Raw genomic sequence first — 13717 nt, 5'->3', positions numbered from 1 at the left:
GATGGCCTCGTGGCGGAAGTCGATCGGGTCATCGCACACGGCCTGGCCCTTGAGGTGGTTCGAGATGGCCCAGACCTTCAGGTTGTACTTCTGAAGCACGGCGAGCTTGGAGTCGACGTAGCCGGGCTCGTCCCAGCGCCAGGCGTCCAGGTGGTCGCCGGAGACGGCGATTTCCAGGCCGTCGTAGCCCCAGCCGGAGGCCAGGCGCGCGACTTCCTCGAAGGGCAGGTCGGCCCACTGGCCGGTGAACAGGGTGTACGGGCGGGGCATGTCAGGCTCTTTCGATGACGGGGATGGCGAATGTTTGGTAACGGGCGAGAGAGCTACGAAGTAGGGCCGGGACGGTACACTCTGAGATCCCGGGCCATGACTTGTTCTGCGGATACGAGAAAGTCTTTGACGTGCTGCTGCTCATTGTGGACGTCCAAGGCCGTACTGCTCGTCCACTTTTCGTAGAGCAGGAACGTGCCCGGCGCCTCCGCGTCGTTGAAGACCGAGTATTCCAAGCAGCCGTCGTCAAGGCGGCTGGCAGTTTGAAGATCGGACAGGAGCCGCGCCAACTCGTCTTCGAAGCCCGGCTTGGCTTCGAAAACCGGAATGAGGCGGACGGCGGTGGAGGCAGGCACACCGGGTGCAGCGTCAGTCATCAGGTTTCCCTCTCGTTGTGATCGCAATGGTCTGCGCGCGCCAGGTGCACCGCGTTTTTTCGAAGCGGTGCACCTGCCGCGCAGTCAGCCCGCTAGGAGTCGATCTTGGCTACGTCAACCCAGGCGCCAGTTTCAGCGGAATCGATGATGGCGTCATCGATTAGCGCCGTCTGGTAGCCGTCCGCGAAGTTCGGGCTGACGCTGCCGCCTTCGGCGATCGCCTTGAAGAAGTCGTAGGCTTCGATGATCTTGGTTTCGCCGTAGCCAATTCCCAGGGCAGGGATGGGCCACAGTCCTTCGCCATAGGGGGTTGCCGGGCCGGTGTAGACGGTCCGGAAACCCTTGCGGTCGGCCTGATCGCCGGCAAAGGCGACCTGAAGCTCGTCGCGGCGCTCGTAGTTGAAGACGATGCTGCCTTCGGAACCGTGGATCTCGAAGGTGAGGAAGTTGTTGCGGCCGTGGGCGTTGCGTGTGGCTTCGATGGATCCGATCGCGCCGTTTGCGAACTTGACCATGGTCAGGACCTCGTCATCGACGTCGACGGCGCCGCGCGGACCCTCACCACCGGAGACGTTGCCGAGTTTGTCAGCACCGCCGGACTGCAGCGGCCGCTCCGGAATCCAGGTGGACATGATGGAGTTGACCGAGCTGAATTCGCCGACGAGGTATCGGGCCATGTCGATCACGTGGGTTCCTATGTCGCCCAGGGCGCCCGATCCTGCGATCGACTTCTGGAAGCGCCATGAGAGGGGGGAGTTGGGGTCGGCGCTCCAGTCCTGGAGGTAGGTGCCGCGGAAGCTGATGACCCGGCCGATGGCACCTTCTTCGATGTATTTCTTGGCCAGGGCGACTGCCGGCGTGCGACGGTAATTGAACGCAACCATGTGGACGAGGTCGGTGTTCTTCACCGCGTCGTACATTGCCTTGGACTCCGCTCCGGTCCGCGCCAGGGGCTTCTCGCAGATAATGTGCTTGCCGGCCTCGGCAGCGGCGATCGCGATCTCGGCGTGAAGGTGGTTCGGGGTTGCGATGTCGACGACATGGATGTCCGGATCGTCGATGATGCTGCGCCAGTCGGAAGTGGAATTTTCGAAGCCGAAGCGGCGAGCGGCCTCGCCGGCGAGCTCATCTGTGGCTTCGGCGATAACCTTGCGCACCGGCATGGCCGGGGCGGGCCAGAAGAACATCGGCATGGCGGCATACGCGAGTGAGTGGGCCTTGCCCATGAAACCGCCTCCGATGAGGCCTACGTTGAGATTCTGCATTGGATCGTCCTTTGGGTTAGAGGCCGGAATCGGCGAGGATCTTATCGAGGTACTTCTTGCTGATTTCCGCGGCGGCACGAGGATCGCCGTCATAGGTGTCGAGTTCGACCATCAGCCAGCTGTCGTAGCCGCTTTCCTTCACCGCACGGATGATGTCCGGGAAATCCAGGTCACCTTCGCCAAGGGGCAAGAACTGGAACGGGTCTGCGCGGAAGTCTTTGAGATGGACGTGGCGGATCCGGTCCGGGTATTTGCGAATCACTGCAGCGGGGTCGATACCGCCCGCGGCCAGGTGCGCCGTGTCCGGGCAGAAGCCAATGCGGGTCCTGTCCATCAGGCGTTCCAGCTCATGTGTGCTTTCGACCATGGTGGACAAATGCGGGTGATAGCTGGCGTTCAGACCGAAGCTTTCGGCGATGTCCGTCACTTGGTCCAGAGCGCGGGCGAGCAGCGCGTAGTCCCGGTCCGTCGTTCCGGCGGCGCGGCGGGCACCGCCGCCCACCACCAGTCGTTCGGCGCCGAACGTGGCCGCGAGCTCCGCGGCACGGTTTATGCGGTGCAATTCCTCCGGGAGGATATCGGCGAAGATGAAGTTGGCGCCGGAGTAGACGGAGACGAGCTTCACACCCGACTCGGCCAGCAGCCCGCGCAGCTCGTCAGGGCGGTGCGCATACTCCACCAGGTTGCCGTCGAACATCTCCGTGCCCTCGTAGCCCGCGGCTGCAATGTCCCGCACGGCTGTTTCCATGGAACCGTTCGTCTTGTAAAAAAGGTCCTTGATGCTCGTGACGCCGACCGGATGGCCGACCACGCCACCCCAGGTGATGGTGTGATATCCGAGTTGCATTATGATTTCCTTTCCAAAATCGGTGCGGCGCCGCTGGCGCCGGAGGGTGAGGATTCGTGGTCCGTGCCGGGCACGTCGACCCAGCGGCCGGTGGCCGCGGACTCCAAGACAGCCTCGGTGATGAGGGCCGCCCGGAGCCCGTCACGGAAGTCCGGTAATCCGTCCGGAGCCTCGCCTCGCACGGCCGCGTAAACGTCGGCCACGAACGCGTTGAAGCTGTCCTGGTAGCCCTGGGGGTGGCCTGAAGGGAGAAATGCGTACCGCTTGCCTTGCACGGTTGACAGGCTGTCGGAACCGCTGGAAATGGTTCTGCTGAAGGTGTTGCCGCCAACCCAGAGGCTGTCCGGTCTTTCCTGGTTGAAGGAGAAAGCAGCGTCAGGACCCTCAAACGAAAACCAGAGCCGATTTTTCCGGCCCGGGCTGACCTGGCTCACCAGCAGCGAACCTACCGCGCCCTGGCTGGTTTCGAACATGACGGTGGCGCCGTCTTCGGTGCCGACGGTCGCCGTCGTCCGCGAGGCATCCCGGACCGTCTGCGGCCGTTCAGTGAAGGCCCGGGCCGTTTGCGCTACCAGTCTTTCTATTCGGTGCCCCGTGACGAATTCCATCAGGTCGCACCAATGCACCCCGATGTCACCGAACGCCCGGGAACCGCCGCCGAGAGCCGGATCGACACGCCAATTGCTGGTACCGGCATCTGCCAGCCAGTCCTGGAGGTATGAACCATGCAGCAACCAGAGAGGGCCCGCTTCCCCTGCCTGCAGCCGTGCCCGGGCTTCCCGAACTGCAGGGTAGAAGCGGTAGACGAAAGGCACGGCGTTCACGACGCCGGCACGGTTGGCTTCCGCGTGCAGTCCGGCGGCGTCCCTTGCGGTCGTCGCCAGGGGCTTCTCGCAGATGACGGCTTTGCCGGCGGCGATCGCCAGTTTGGCCAGCTCGGCGTGTGTGGCGTTCGGAGTGCAGATGTGCACCACGTCTACGTCGTCCGCCTCGATAAGGGCCTTCGGGGATTCTGCGGCTACGGCCCCGCCGAGCCTGGCCAGCGCCTGCACGGCTCCGGCTTGGCTTCGGCCGGCCACGCGGGTAACTGTTCCTCCCGCCGTCCGGACGGCAGCAGCATGGACGGAGCCCATGAACCCGGTGCCAATGATTCCTGAGCGCAGAGGTTGGGGGATGGACGTCATTTCTTGCGGGCCAGTGCGACGGCCAGAATGATGATGGCCCCGCGGACCACTTGCTGTTGGCTGCTGTCGAGGCCGGCGAGGATGAGGCCGTTGTTGATCAAGCCGATAAGAAGAGCGCCGAACAGGGTTCCGACGACCGAGCCTGCTCCGCCGAAGAGGCTGGTACCGCCGAGAATCACTGCCGCGATTGCGGAGAGTTCGTCGCCGGTGCCCCACTGGAAGCGGCCGGACTGGAGCCTTCCTGCGTACAGCATGCCGGCGACGCTGGCGACCATCCCGGAGATCAGCAAAACCTGGAATTTGATGCGTTTGGTGTTGATGCCCGTGAAGTCGGAGGCGGTCCTGTTGCCGCCGGTGGCCAGCACCTGGCGGCCGAATTTGGTGCGGGAAAGCACTACGGCGCCGATTGCCACGAAGATGGCACTCCATACGATCAGTCCCGGAACGGGGCCGAAGTTTCCGGATCCGAACAGCATGTTGAACGTGTCGTTGAGGATTGGCTGCGGCGCTGAAGCGGTGATCCACTGCGCCACACCGACGGCGATCCCGAGCATGCCCAGGGTGACTAGGAAGGAAGGAATCCCCAGGAGGCTTACCAGGGCACCATTGATCGATCCGACAACCAGCCCGACCGCAAGGCCCGCCAGGATGCCGGGGACGAGGCCCCACTGGGAGAGGGCCATTGCTGTGCAGACGCTTGATAGTCCTGCAGTCGAACCAACGCTGAGGTCTATTTCAGCGCAGGCGATGACGTACGTCATTCCCACGGCAATGACGGTGATGGTTGCGGTCTGCCGGAAGATGTTCAGGAGGTTGGTGGGGGAGAGGAACCCCTGGTCGCGCAGTAGGACGGCGAAGAAGATGAAGACTACGACGAACCCGATGTAGATGACGTAGCGGCGCCAGTCGAGCTCACCCAACGAGCGTTTGACTGCGTCCAGACCCCCGATTTTAGGAGCTTCTGTGGAAATGGTCGTGTTGTTCATGATCAGACTCCCTGAACTGCGAGTTGTAGTGATTCTTCGTCGGCGATTTCGCTGCGTTTTAGTTCACGCGTTATGGATCCATCCCTCAGGACCAGGACCCTGTCGCTTACTGCGAGCAATTCGGGGTACTCCGAGGAAATGACAATGACGGCCTTGCCGGCGTTGGCGAGTTCCCTGATCATGTCCAGAATCTCGCTCTTGGTGCCGATATCGACGCCGGCCGTTGGCTCGTCGAGAATGAGGACGTCCGGTTCCGTGCCGAGCCATTTGGCCAGCACCACCTTCTGCTGGTTTCCGCCGGAGAGCAGCCGCACTGGCTTGTTCGGATGCGCAACCTTCACGGCGAACCTCTTGATGAGTGAGCCGGACAATGTCCTGCCTGCCCCCGCATCGAGCAGGGGCCCGCGCTTGATGTTGTCCAGCAACGGCAGCAGCAGGTTGTCCCGAACGGAATGGTCGAGCACAAGCCCTTGGTCCCGTCGATCTTCGGGGATGAGAGCCAACCCCGCATCAATGGCTCGTCGCGGGCTGGTGATGACGGCTTTCTTGCCCCGGATCAGGATCTCGCCGCTTTCGAGCGAATCGATTCCAAAGAGAACCCTGGCAAGCTCGGTGCGACCGCTTCCCATGAGTCCTGCCAAGCCGAGGATTTCCCCCGCGTGCAGGGTGAAGGAGACGTCGCGTACCCTCTTGCCGCATGTGAGGTTCCGGGCTTCCAGGACGGGTGAAGCCGACGCCGAATCGTGTTCCCGTTGCTGGTAGGTCAGTTGCCCCTCGATCTTCTTCCCGACGATGCCTTCGACAATCTGTTCCGGGGTGACGTTACTCAAGCGCTCCGTGAGCAGCCGGCGTCCGTCGCGAAGGATGGTGATGCGGTCGGCGATCCGGTAAACCTCATCCATCCGGTGAGAGATGTAGATGATGGATATTCCCCGCTTCTTCAGCCTCGCTACAAGGTCAAAGAGGGCCTCGGTTTCATGCCGGGCCAGGCTCGCCGTCGGCTCGTCCATGATGAGGACCCTCGCGTTCTGGGCCAGCGCCTTGGCGATTTCGGTCAACTGCCAGTACGCGGTGCCCAGCTTGGAAACTTGGGTGCGTGGATCGACCTCGACCTCCATCTCCTTGAAGACTTCGCTGGCCCGGCGGACAGCTTCCCTGTCGTCGATCAGGCCGCTCCGGCCCTGCGGTTCTGCGCCGAGGAAGATGTTCTGGGCCACGGTCAGGCTCGGCACCAGGCTGAATTCCTGGAAGACCATGCCGATACCGGCGGCTTTGGCATCTTGGATCGAGTTGATCTCGACTGGTTTTCCGCCGACGAGAATACTGCCGGAGTCAGTCTGATACACGCCCTGAAGAATTTTCATCAGTGTTGACTTGCCGGCGCCGTTACCCCCGGCAAGCGCGTGCACCTCTCCGGCTCGGACCTCGAAGTCCACGTCATTGAGGACGTTGACGCCGTTGAATCCCTTCGAGATCGACCGCATCTCGACGGCTGGCTCTCCTGTTTTCATGGTGAATTCCTTTTTCGGTGGCCTGGGGCAGGCCCTGCGGCCGGCCCCAGGCCGCTATTTCTTGAAGGAGTCCTGGATATCCTTGGGGGCATCTTCGTGGTAGACCTGCTTCCACGATTCGAGGACGTTGTTGTGGTCAACGGGCACGGCACTCAGCGCGACGTACGCCGGCGGAGTCTTTCCGAGCAGGGCCAGGGCGCCGAGCCGCGCTTCCGTGACACCCTGATCAAAAGGCACCTGGGCACCGAGACCGACTACCAGCTCATTCTTGGCGAGTGCAATTGCAACGTTCTTGCCCAGGTCCTCGGTGGCGATCTTCAGATCGGTTCGGCCCGCGGCACGGGCTGCGGCCATGACACCTTCTGCAGGAACGTCCCAGACGGCCCAGATCCCGGAGAGGTCGGCGTACTTGCTCAGCATGGCGTTCGCTGCGCTCTGTGCGTCACCAGCGAAATCGGGACCTGCGATGCCCTTTTCCTCGACGATCTTGATGTCCGGGTAATCTTTGGTGATGGTGTCCTTGAACCCCTGGTAGCGCTGCTTGGTGACAAAGAAGTCGGCCTCATGGAAGATCATGCCGATCTTCCCCTTGCCGCCCAGCGCCTTCGCCATCTGATGGGCCGAGACGACGCCGTTGCCGTAGTTGTCGGCAGATACGACTGAGACATAGTCCTTGCCGGCTGTAAGCCCCTGGGGGACGTTGTCCATGAAGACCAGCTTCGCTCCGTCCGCGGCTGCCTTCTTGTAGGCGGACGCAGTGGCGACTGGGTCGGTGGGGATTGAAACGACAATGTTGGGCTTCTGGGTCATGACCGTTTCCAGGTCTGAAACCTGCTTGTCCGGCTTGAAGTTGGCATCCGTGGTGGCAATGAGGTTGATTCCGAGACGCGAGAATTCGCTCTTCAGGCCCGCGATCTGTGCGTTTGCCCAGTCGTTGCCTCCGTAATGCATAACGATGGCCGCCTTGGCGCCCAGGGCCTTGATCTTGGTGACGTCGTCATCGCTCAGCTCAGCCACGGAGACGGGGGAAGGCTCTTCGCCGTTCGGACCCTTGCTCAAGACTTGGCCCTTGATTTTGGCTAAGGCTTCGTCGGCTTTGGCCGATACGCCGGCATCCTGTGTTGTGGTGGTGCTCGCCGCTGAGCTGCAGCCGGAGGTGGCGAGAGCAATAGCCGCTGCAACAGCGAATAGGGTCGTCCTGCGGATCATGGTGTTCTCCAGTCCTGATTTGTGATGTGGGTGATGAGCCCAAGAGGGTGTTCTTCAGCGCCGCGGGGCCCGCGGGCCCAACGATGAGGTGTGTAGTGGTGAGGTCTTCTTAGGCGAGGGCGGTCGCCAATGGAGCGGGAACCGGTGACAGGACGAGCCCGCCGGCGGCCGAGGCCGTACGGATGGCGGCAGCCTTGTCGGAGGCGTTCAAGAACTCCTCCGCGTGTGGTTTGTCGAGGAAGAGGCCCAGCGAGCAGAGTCCGTGATGGGCGTGGACCCATCTCACGACATCGCCGGCCACTGTGCCCATGTCCCCGTGCAACTTGACCGCGGCGCCGTCCACGGTTGTCACGGAGGTGATCGCGGCCGTGTGGTCAACGGCGACGACCAGGCTTGCCCAGAGGACACGGCCGTTGAAGACACCGACCACGGCCGACGAACTTGGGGGGACGAAGTCGCGGACAGCGCGTGCGACGTCATCGTTCGAGCATGCTGCCTTTGCTAGGAGCTGCCTGACGTGCTCCCATTGGGCCTCGTCAATGTCATGAACCGCCACGTCGGGGTGAAGCATAAACGAGTTGGCGCGGGGTTCGCTGTGCACCTGTTCCTCTTTCCTCGCCGTTGAGTTCCATCTCCGTGACCGGTCACGGAACTCTTCAATCGTGACCGATCACGGAAACTGTGTCAAGTCTCACGCCAGGAATACTTGGGGCGTCCGACGCGGGACGGGCGCTACAGGCGGCGGTTTCGGGCCGGTGCCGCGCTCTTGCGAACCACCAGCGTCGGCTCGCTGGGCGCGCGGTCCACTTCGCGACCCTCAATCGCGCCCAGAAGCACCTCTATGCTGGCGTGGGCCAGCGCGGCAAAGTCCTGCCGCACCGTGGTCAGGGGAGGAAGGAAGAAGTCTGAGCCTTCGACATCATCGAATCCCACAATGCTGACATCGTCTGGGACGCGGATGCCGGACTCGGCCAAGGCGCGGATGAGACCCAAGGCGGTGTGGTCACTGGCTGCAAAGATCGCCTGCGGGACCTTTTTCTCCTCGATCAGCCGGAGGCCCGTCTCGTAGGCCCACCCCGGGCTCCAATCGCCCTCCAGGCACAGCCCTGGCGCGAGGCCGCCGTCTCGGAGTGCGGCCTCCCAGCCGCGCTTCCGCACCCGCCCGTCAAACCAGTCCATGGACCCGGCGAAATGCGCGATGTCGGTGTGGCCAAGATCCATGAGGTGCTGGGTGGCCATGCGCGCCCCCAATTCCTGGTTCTCCGAGTACGTGAAGACGTTTGGAGTCGATGACGCTCCAGCGGCGATCATCTCGACCGGAACTTGGATGGTAGCGTCCCTAACGGCCGCTGCCATGGACAGGAGCGGTGCGATGACAATGATGCCGTCCACCTCAATCTCGTCCAACGTGTCCAGTGCCTTTGGGATGGAATCCTCGTACGGCTCCTCGACCGTGACGACGGTAGTGAAGTAACCCTTCTGCCGGGCAACTTTCTCGAGAGCCATGAGCGTTCCGACCGGGCCGAAGCGCGGGGAACCGTCGGTCAGGATACCGATGGCCGTCGAACGGCTCGTGGAGAGGGCGGTGGCTGCCCTGCTGCGGCGGTACCCCATGTCCTTGATGATTTGCTGGACCCGCACGCGTGTTGCAGCGCTGACGTCCGGAGCGTTGTTCAACACCCGGGAGACCGTTTGGTAGGAGACTCCGGCCACCTGGGCCACATCACTGATGTTCGGCTTACGGGGTCTGGACGGATAGGCAGAAGCTGCCTTCACGTTGTTACCCTTCGCTGCTCCTGTCACGGGCTCCCCTGATTCGCCAACACCAGCCCCCGTCGGAGGCTTCCCAGTGCAGTTAACCTTACGCGGTCCTGCGGTGCCCCCTGGCGTCTGTCGCGTCAGGGTCGGGCTCAGACCTTGATGCCACGGAGTCTGGTGGCGGGCTCTGTCCCTTCGGTTTCGAGAGCCTTTTGGATACGTTCGTACACCCGTCAACAGCGCCTGGCATAACACCCTCCCCACGTAGCTTCATCGCCGCCGGGCACCGCCGTGAATGCGACGGTGGGAGTACCGAAACGAGGATAGGCAGGGGCGCCTCCGGCAAGACCGGATTATTCGCTTTCGTCGGCCGACTGGCGACGATGACGTTCTCGTTGGCCGTACGCGGCCCGAAGAATGTCGTCCTTTGACTCGAATCCCGAGCCCAACGCGCCGCCGATGAGCGCCGCCGATGTCGTCATCCAGGCGACCTCGACAAAGTCCCAAACGTTCACCGGGTGTTGCAGGGTCTGCTCCAATAGGACATCGTCGATAGTGAACGCCGCGGCCAGCAGCACGGCCACGAACAGCAGGACGTAGCTGATCACGACGCCAATCATCAACGACCACACTGTAGAAGTGTTGTATAAGGAAGCCTTGTATCGTTCGAGGCGATCGTCGCGCCGGGGGCTTTCCCACAGATCGTGTTGGGTGATGATCCAGAACACCATTGAACTGATCGACAGGACCATCAGCAACGTGAGCCTCGGCGCCCCCAGCAGGTCTGCGAGTTGCCAGATTGTGTTCGTGACTAGCGCGAAGGCGCCTGTGGCGATCGCGGCGGCCATTGCGCTTTTTAGGCCGAAGACCAGCCGCCAAGGACGGTTCGCGCGCAGCATGCCCGCCAGCAACCGTCCGCGGCCTAGGCGGGTCGCGGAGACGTAGCGGAACCCGATCGGCCCGGCGTCAAGAACAGCGGACTCGATGCGCCGCGATTGGTGCAGCGAGGGCGGACCGAATTCCCCGGCGTCATCCTCGGGATCGAAGTGGCGGTGCATCGCCCAGCCGAGGTCGGCGACGGCAGTGCGGATCCGGCGGTCGATGTTGACGGCGCCCAGCGCGGGCAAGGAAACCAGGGAGATCGGCTCCCCAAGGGCAACTTCCGCGACCACAGTCCGGCCCTCGAATCGAATCGGCAGATCGGTCAGGCAGACCATGACATCCCATGCGCGGCGGATCCGGTGCTTCGCCATGGAGTCCAGCATCGGTGCCAACCCATTGCCGGCCGTAAAATCCTGGTACTCGATCACCACGGACCAGTCGTGGCGTTCATCGGCAAGGTTGAGCAGATGGACCACTTCGCGGCCGTTGCGCTCGGCAAACTCGGCCGTGACCTCCGGTTCGGCGAGCACGCCGAGGGCAAGGGTACTGATGTGGTTTACGTCGCCCGAACTTTCCGGCACGCCCGGCCTCCTAAAGTTCAGTGCCTATAACCAGCGAACTGGATGTCACCTTCGCCGTGGTCACAGGTTCCCGATGCCTGACTCCGTGGGGTGTGCTCCGGGCCGCCGCGGTTCGTGGCCCTGCAGGCTTCCCCGGCTCGCTCGGTCAGCGTCTGTCGGCAGCGGCCTCACCTGAGAGTTCCTCTGCCCGCCATGGATGGCGCATTGCCCCGCCCGTCCGGAAACTGCGGCGAGGCGCCCCGCCGGGAGTCGGCGAGGTTCGGGACGCCACCGAAGGAGGCCAGGGTCCGGGCGGTCTCCACGAACTCGCGTGCCAGCTCGTCGTTGACGTCAGTGCGCCATGCAATCGACAGCGGAGAGGGCGGGACGTCTCTGACCGGGATGAAAGACAGCCCCGGACGGTCATAGAAACGCTGGGTGGAGGCTTGAGTGAACGCAATTCCCCGCTCACCCATGATGGCTTCGAAACACTCGTCGACGGTGGCTACCTGAGTGCCCAGACGGACCGGCTGCCCGCCGCGGGCCTGGGTTGCGAGCCAGAAATCCCGCCACTTATCCGGAGCCTTGCGGGCGACGAAGGGCTCATCAACGACCTGTTCCACCGAGACCTCGGACAGCCCGGCAAAGCGGGAACTGCTGGCAACTACGAGGACCCGCGGCTCAATGAACAGTGTCTCCATGGCGAGCCAGTCAGCCGCCGGCAGCGGAGGCCGCACAAATGCCACGTCAGCGCTTCCGTCGGCAAGCCCGGCAGTAGGGTCTGCGAAATCGAAGGACCTCATCTGGACGTGGATTTCCGGGTGGTTGTTCTTGAACGCGGCAAGGATCCGCGGCGTCAGTTCAGCAGCCGCGTTGGCCTGAAAGCCGACTATCAGGGTGCCCCTCACGCCGCTGGCAGCCTCCCGGGTCAACGAAACGGCGCGCTGCGCCGCGGATATAAGGCGTTTTGCTTCACCCAGCAGAACATCTCCCGCGCTGGTCAGGGAGACGCTGCGGCTGGTCCGGATCAGCAGGGGAGTGCCCAGAGAGTGTTCAAGCTTCCGTATTTGGACACTGAGGGATGGCTGGGCGATGTGAAGTCGGGCAGCGGCTCGCCCGAAATGCAGCTCTTCCGCAACGGCGACGAAGTACTGCAGGACGCGCAGGTCAAGCTGTGGCTGCTGCATCGTTCAACTCTAAGCTCCGCCACAATCGGGGTCCAATAGTTTCAGGCTATCGGTGGATAGGGGACAGGTATTGGACCGTTCGGGGCAACGGGGGCTGCAATGGAAACAGCGAAGGGTTGCCATCGGAGACAGCCGCAAAGGCACTCCGGAAACCCCGCTAAAGAGGCTCGGACAGAGAAGCCCGACCCTCCGCGAGACCAATGAGAGGAACAACGAAATGACGGTCGCAACACGTGCCCCTTCTGTAGAATCCTGGGTTCAGAGCTTCACCGAGGCCAACAACCAGGACCCGGAAATTCAGGCCCACGGCAAGTACTTCACCTGCTCCTACCTGCTGGACATGGAGGCGCACACTTTTGTTGTCCGGGTTGTGTCGGGCACCATCGCCCAGATTTCCGTGGACCCGGGACCCATCGAGGTGCCCTACCAGTTCGCCATCCGGGCCAGCGCCCACACCTGGGGTGAATTCGGCAAGCCCGTCCCGGCTCCCATGTACCACGGCATCTGGGCCGCCACTTTCCAGCGCGACATGAAGCTGGAGGGCGACGTCCTGGTCCTGATGCAGAACCTGCGCTGCATCACCCGCCAGATCGAACTGCTGCGCTCCACCGGCGCACCCGTCTAGACCATAGGAGTTCCTGACATGAGCAAAATTTCCCCCGTCACCGGCCACTACGTCACCGTCGACGTGGACGGCCTCGAATACAAGGTTTTCTACCTCGAAAACGGCCAGGGCCAGCCCCTGGTCTGCCAGCACACCGCAGGAGCCCACAACCACCAATGGCGCGGCCTGCTGGAGGACCCGGAGATCACCGCCAACTACCGCGTCATCGCCTACGACCTCCCCCGCCACGGCAAATCAGACCCGCCGGAAAACACCGAGTGGTGGACCGAGGAGTACCAGCTCAGCGCGGACCACTACGCCAACTTCATCGTCGCCCTCGTCGATGCACTAGAACTGGTCGACCCCATCTTCATGGGATCCTCCTTCGGCGGCAACATAGCGCTGCAGCTCGCCCACCGCTTCCCGGAGAGGTTCGACGCCGTCATCCCCGTGGAGGGGGCGGACTACTCACCGGGGTTCTACCTCGACTGGTGGCAGCACCCCCACGCCAACGCCGCGCAGGTGTGCGGCAGCGGCACCTGGGATCTCATGGCCCCGCAATCGCCTGAGGCGGACCGCTGGAAAACGTGGTTCTACTACACCCAGGGTTCCGAGGCGTTCAAGGGTGACCTGTACTTCTACTCGGTGGACCACGATCTGCGCGGCAAACTCGGCGAAATCCAGACCGATAAATGCGCGGTAGTCCTGATGACCGGCGAGTACGACTACCTCACCACCCCTGAAGACGGAGCCCGCACCGCCAGCCAGATCCCGGATGCAGAGTTCATCGAGATGAAAGCCATCGGGCACTTCCCGATGAGCGAGAACTACCCGGTCTTCAAGGGATACCTCGTTCAGGCTCTGGACCTGATCCGCACCAAGACAAGCGTCCGAGCCTAGCCGATTCTCACCTAAGGCGTCGGTGCCGACCCAAGAGGGTCGGCACCGACCCTGCCACCTCAATGGTGAAAGACACACAGATTTAACCCCTCATGCCCTGCCTCCGGCAGCCGGACCGCACCAAACTGCTGAAGGTCGGGCTGCACGCCGCTACGACTTCCTTAAAACCCCCTGGAG

Annotated in this window: 13 protein-coding genes and 1 pseudogene; 2 read left to right on the top strand and 12 right to left on the bottom strand. The window is 62.8% G+C overall.

The features are described from left to right. From BLR03_RS16595 to BLR03_RS16540, 12 genes and pseudogenes are all read right to left on the bottom strand, one after another. Positions 1–270: pseudogene (locus tag BLR03_RS16595) on the bottom strand (sugar phosphate isomerase/epimerase); the annotation flags it as partial. Between the two features lie 53 nt (positions 271–323). After that, the gene (locus BLR03_RS16590) at positions 324–647 is read right to left on the bottom strand and encodes a putative quinol monooxygenase (RefSeq protein ID WP_091254777.1); all 324 of its coding nucleotides are present in this window, start codon (positions 645–647) and stop codon (positions 324–326) included. A gap of 92 nt (positions 648–739) precedes the next feature. Beyond that, a complete protein-coding gene (locus BLR03_RS16585) occupies positions 740–1912 on the bottom strand; it encodes a levoglucosan dehydrogenase (RefSeq protein ID WP_091254774.1) in 1173 nt (390 codons plus the stop codon). A 16-nt stretch (positions 1913–1928) separates the two neighbouring features. Next, entirely contained in the window at positions 1929–2759 is an 831-nt protein-coding gene (locus BLR03_RS16580; RefSeq protein ID WP_091254771.1) for a sugar phosphate isomerase/epimerase family protein, read from the bottom strand. Then, the gene (locus BLR03_RS16575) at positions 2759–3943 is read right to left on the bottom strand and encodes a Gfo/Idh/MocA family protein (RefSeq protein ID WP_217639806.1); all 1185 of its coding nucleotides are present in this window, start codon (positions 3941–3943) and stop codon (positions 2759–2761) included. Before BLR03_RS16575 ends, BLR03_RS16580 begins: the two co-directional genes overlap by 1 nt. Beyond that, positions 3940–4929: an ABC transporter permease gene (locus BLR03_RS16570; RefSeq protein WP_091254769.1), complete on the bottom strand. Its 990-nt coding sequence runs from the start codon at positions 4927–4929 to the stop codon at positions 3940–3942. The genes BLR03_RS16575 and BLR03_RS16570 overlap by 4 nt, the downstream gene beginning before the upstream one ends. 2 nt (positions 4930–4931) lie before the next feature. Continuing rightward, on the bottom strand, positions 4932–6440 hold the full coding sequence (locus BLR03_RS16565; protein ID WP_091254766.1) for a sugar ABC transporter ATP-binding protein: 1509 nt from the start codon (positions 6438–6440) through the stop codon (positions 4932–4934). A 54-nt stretch (positions 6441–6494) separates the two neighbouring features. Further along, complete coding sequence (locus tag BLR03_RS16560; protein WP_091254764.1) at positions 6495–7649, bottom strand: substrate-binding domain-containing protein; 1155 nt, start codon at positions 7647–7649, stop codon at positions 6495–6497. A gap of 109 nt (positions 7650–7758) precedes the next feature. Then, the gene (locus BLR03_RS16555; protein ID WP_254788554.1) at positions 7759–8250 is read right to left on the bottom strand and encodes a hypothetical protein; all 492 of its coding nucleotides are present in this window, start codon (positions 8248–8250) and stop codon (positions 7759–7761) included. Between the two features lie 131 nt (positions 8251–8381). Continuing rightward, positions 8382–9425, bottom strand: a complete 1044-nt coding sequence (locus BLR03_RS16550) for a LacI family DNA-binding transcriptional regulator (RefSeq protein WP_254788553.1) — start codon at positions 9423–9425, stop codon at positions 8382–8384. A gap of 335 nt (positions 9426–9760) precedes the next feature. Then, positions 9761–10870, bottom strand: a complete 1110-nt coding sequence (locus tag BLR03_RS16545; RefSeq protein ID WP_091254760.1) for a hypothetical protein — start codon at positions 10868–10870, stop codon at positions 9761–9763. A gap of 167 nt (positions 10871–11037) precedes the next feature. Beyond that, complete coding sequence (locus tag BLR03_RS16540) at positions 11038–12036, bottom strand: LysR family transcriptional regulator (RefSeq protein WP_091254757.1); 999 nt, start codon at positions 12034–12036, stop codon at positions 11038–11040. Between the two features lie 217 nt (positions 12037–12253). Here BLR03_RS16540 and BLR03_RS16535 point away from each other — a divergent pair, with 217 nt between their 5' ends. Both BLR03_RS16535 and BLR03_RS16530 read left to right on the top strand, forming a co-directional pair. After that, positions 12254–12661: a hypothetical protein gene (locus tag BLR03_RS16535; RefSeq protein ID WP_091254755.1), complete on the top strand. Its 408-nt coding sequence runs from the start codon at positions 12254–12256 to the stop codon at positions 12659–12661. Between the two features lie 18 nt (positions 12662–12679). Continuing rightward, complete coding sequence (locus tag BLR03_RS16530; RefSeq protein WP_091254752.1) at positions 12680–13540, top strand: alpha/beta fold hydrolase; 861 nt, start codon at positions 12680–12682, stop codon at positions 13538–13540. Positions 13541–13717 lie beyond the last annotated feature (177 nt).

The organism is Arthrobacter sp. ok909 (assembly GCF_900104405.1).
Taxonomy (GTDB): domain Bacteria; phylum Actinomycetota; class Actinomycetes; order Actinomycetales; family Micrococcaceae; genus Arthrobacter; species Arthrobacter humicola.
The sequence above is the reverse complement of the archived record's forward strand: the minus strand, read 5'-3'. Positions and strand labels throughout refer to the sequence as shown.

Bases quoted from the DNA above. Each gene is read 5' to 3' on its own strand.
- BLR03_RS16580 (WP_091254771.1), bottom strand. From the start codon at position 2,759: ATGCAACTCGGATATCACACCATCACCTGGGGTGGCGTGGTCGGCCAT.
- BLR03_RS16540 (WP_091254757.1), bottom strand. From the start codon at position 12,036: ATGCAGCAGCCACAGCTTGACCTGCGCGTCCTGCAGTACTTCGTCGCC.
- BLR03_RS16570 (WP_091254769.1), bottom strand. From the start codon at position 4,929: ATGAACAACACGACCATTTCCACAGAAGCTCCTAAAATCGGGGGTCTG.
- BLR03_RS16535 (WP_091254755.1), top strand. From the start codon at position 12,254: ATGACGGTCGCAACACGTGCCCCTTCTGTAGAATCCTGGGTTCAGAGC.
- BLR03_RS16575 (WP_217639806.1), bottom strand. From the start codon at position 3,943: ATGACGTCCATCCCCCAACCTCTGCGCTCAGGAATCATTGGCACCGGG.
- BLR03_RS16565 (WP_091254766.1), bottom strand. From the start codon at position 6,440: ATGAAAACAGGAGAGCCAGCCGTCGAGATGCGGTCGATCTCGAAGGGA.
- BLR03_RS16560 (WP_091254764.1), bottom strand. From the start codon at position 7,649: ATGATCCGCAGGACGACCCTATTCGCTGTTGCAGCGGCTATTGCTCTC.
- BLR03_RS16590 (WP_091254777.1), bottom strand. From the start codon at position 647: ATGACTGACGCTGCACCCGGTGTGCCTGCCTCCACCGCCGTCCGCCTC.
- BLR03_RS16530 (WP_091254752.1), top strand. From the start codon at position 12,680: ATGAGCAAAATTTCCCCCGTCACCGGCCACTACGTCACCGTCGACGTG.
- BLR03_RS16585 (WP_091254774.1), bottom strand. From the start codon at position 1,912: ATGCAGAATCTCAACGTAGGCCTCATCGGAGGCGGTTTCATGGGCAAG.